Annotated in this window: 3 protein-coding genes; 1 reads left to right on the top strand and 2 read right to left on the bottom strand. The window is 36.3% G+C overall.

The features are described 5' to 3' along the window. Nucleotides 1-25: 25 nt before the first annotated feature. Nucleotides 26-409, bottom strand: coding sequence for an HU family DNA-binding protein (locus tag ABY905_RS16310; protein ID WP_372645788.1), 384 nt, complete (start codon nt 407-409; stop codon nt 26-28). A 421-nt stretch (nt 410-830) separates the two neighbouring features. On the opposite strand from ABY905_RS16310, the gene ABY905_RS16305 reads away from it, so the two are divergent. Next, entirely contained in the window at nt 831-1,361 is a 531-nt protein-coding gene (locus ABY905_RS16305) for an RNA methyltransferase (protein WP_372645787.1), read from the top strand. Nucleotides 1,362-1,490: 129 nt separating this feature from the next. On the opposite strand, the gene ABY905_RS16300 is transcribed toward ABY905_RS16305, so the two are convergent. Continuing rightward, the gene (locus ABY905_RS16300) at nt 1,491-2,297 is read right to left on the bottom strand and encodes an ATP-binding protein (RefSeq protein WP_372645785.1); all 807 of its coding nucleotides are present in this window, start codon (nt 2,295-2,297) and stop codon (nt 1,491-1,493) included. Nucleotides 2,298-2,571: the final 274 nt, after the last annotated feature.

Raw genomic sequence — 2,571 nt, 5'->3', positions numbered from 1 at the left:
AACCTGCGCAGCTTTTCTTGGAATTCTAAATTTTGTTAAATCCAGCATCTTTTATCGCCTTAATAATGCGACTACCAGCGCGGTAATTAACACCTACTTTTTTAATTGAAGCTGAGCTTACTTTCGCTGCCTCGAGTTCGCCAGTACTGCTTATCGATGGGTAAAGACTGCCTATCTTTTCTAGTCTAACAATTCTTCCCTGAGCAAGTTTGTCCTGTATCTCATTTTCCAATGCGATAATCACACCTCTAATATCTGCCTCTGATAAGGCACTGAAGCGTTCAATATCTTTTACCAGTTCATCGATCTTAACTTCTTTGCCGTTTACAATTTGAGCGTAAAACTTTTTTTCACCGCCTCCCACAACACCGGGTTGGCCTTTTTCTACAACTTTATAATCTAAAGACATGTTTTTTTGTTTTTGATAAATCGTAATAGTCTATACGGTTTCAGTGTCTGCAACAAGCTCTCCTATTTTTTTTTGATTGAGAGATCTGTATAAAGCCGATATCTGTTATTACGTATTAAGTTCTATATTGCGGGCTCCATCGGCCTACTCTTCCAGTTGTCTCGTCAAAGTTTGCCGGTTGATGACCAGCCGATGGTTTACCTCATTTTTATGAATGAAATGCTTAAGTCTTCATTCAAGAAAACAGTTATGAAATTATATAAAACACTTTTAATAATATAATGATTTATCGGGTTTAATTAGATGATGCTCTTGTTTTGGGTATCTCCTTATTAAGCTCGTTATAGCATCTCCCACATTTTATTTTTATTCTAGTCTTTTAGTATTAAATTCGCGCCATCATTAAAAGGAAATCATTAGCATGAGGAAGTTGAAAAATAGCGAGCTGAATCGCAAAAGCATAACTGAGTTTAAAACGGCAGAGAAAACACCCTTTATTATTGTGTTGGATAATGTGCGCAGCTTAAACAATATTGGTTCGGTCTTTCGTACTTCTGATGCGCTTTTGGTTGAGGCGATTTACCTGTGTGGTATAACGGCCACACCACCACATCGCGATTTGCACAAAACAGCTTTGGGTGCCGAAGATTCTGTGGCTTGGAAATACTTTGAGAAAACAGAAGATGCCGTAGCAGATCTTAAGGATAAAGGTTTTGATGTTTACGCAATTGAGCAAGCAGAGAACTCGGTTTCTTTACCTGATTTCCAGATTGAATCGGATAAAAAGTATGCTTTTGTTTTTGGTAACGAGGTAAAAGGGGTACAGCAATCTATTGTTGATGCTTCGGAGGCCTGCATCGAAATTCCTCAGTTTGGAACCAAACACTCATTCAATATCTCGGTAAGCTGTGGTATTGTGCTTTGGGATTTATTCTCGAAGTTAAGATTCTAAAAAGTACGCCTAAAGTTTTAGACGCTGATAAAATATGATTTTATTAAGATTTCAGTCTTGAAGATAGATCATATTTTGATCATTAAAATCTGCGTCTAAATCGATTTGTGAAAATTAAATTTTGAATCTCTATACATTAAATTCAAGTGTGACAATTGTTCCAGGGAACTCTTTGCGGGTAAGCTTTGAGAACTTACGGTGCTTCACTTGTTTCCATACACCATTTCCCGATATAATTTGAATTTTACCATCGTTTTGCTCAATAAACTGACGAATGGTATACAAACCCATCCCATTGTGTTTAAAAGGCTTTGATGTGGTTCCTGATTCAACAGCCCACTTTATGGCTCCCATGCCGTTTTGAGCCTTTTTTAAGACAGCAGTCGCCAATTGGGGTATACTAGCTCCTCTATTCACGATACTGATGATTAGCTTCTTATTGTGTACCGATACGTAATGCGAAATGAAGACTTCTTTACGATTGCTATGAGTAAAAGCATTTCGGAATATTTCAGCGACACATAGCTCAATCGCCATTTTTAGCTGAGGATTCAAAGCGACATCAGGACGTTCAGGGAATATTTTATTTTCCAGATAATCGGTCAGTTCGCTTTCATCATCACTATTAAAGAATTGACATTTGATAAGACTTTTCCAGACATCTTTTTTCATGCCACCTCTAATCATTTTCTTTGTATTGAAAAGGTTAAGGATAGAATCTTGAAGATTGATTAAACGAACCTTATTCTTACGTCTTTCACAATCCATAATAAGACTTCCTAATACCGCAAAAAGGTTGGATTCAATGAGTTTGGTCTCTTTAAAATCCAGAACGATTTCGTCCTTTATCAATTTCTTTGTAGAGGTATATAATTCCGTTAAGAATAGATGACTCTGAAAGTTATTAGTAAGTTTTTTAGGGATGATGATTTCCATATTGCTTTGTGTTGAGTTCGATGTTCTAAAAAGATGATACTTCTTCCAGTGGTTAGATGACGGACCTCTTTAAATTAAAAGTATCATAGCTTACAAAATGGAGAAATTTAAGTGGCGACTAAGATATGAAATATCCTCCATATCCATATATCCTTTTGGCTAATTTTAGATGGATGTCAGTTATTCGTATGATGAACGGAAGGAAAGTTCTTAAGAATATGAGCGAAAAAAAAACGGCCCTCTAGAGAGCCGTTTTTTTATATGCTTTAAGTTT

The organism is Ancylomarina sp. (assembly GCF_041555295.1).
Classification (GTDB): Bacteria; Bacteroidota; Bacteroidia; order Bacteroidales; family Marinifilaceae; genus Ancylomarina.
Note: the sequence above shows the minus strand (reverse complement) of the source record. Positions and strands in the feature narration are given on the sequence as shown.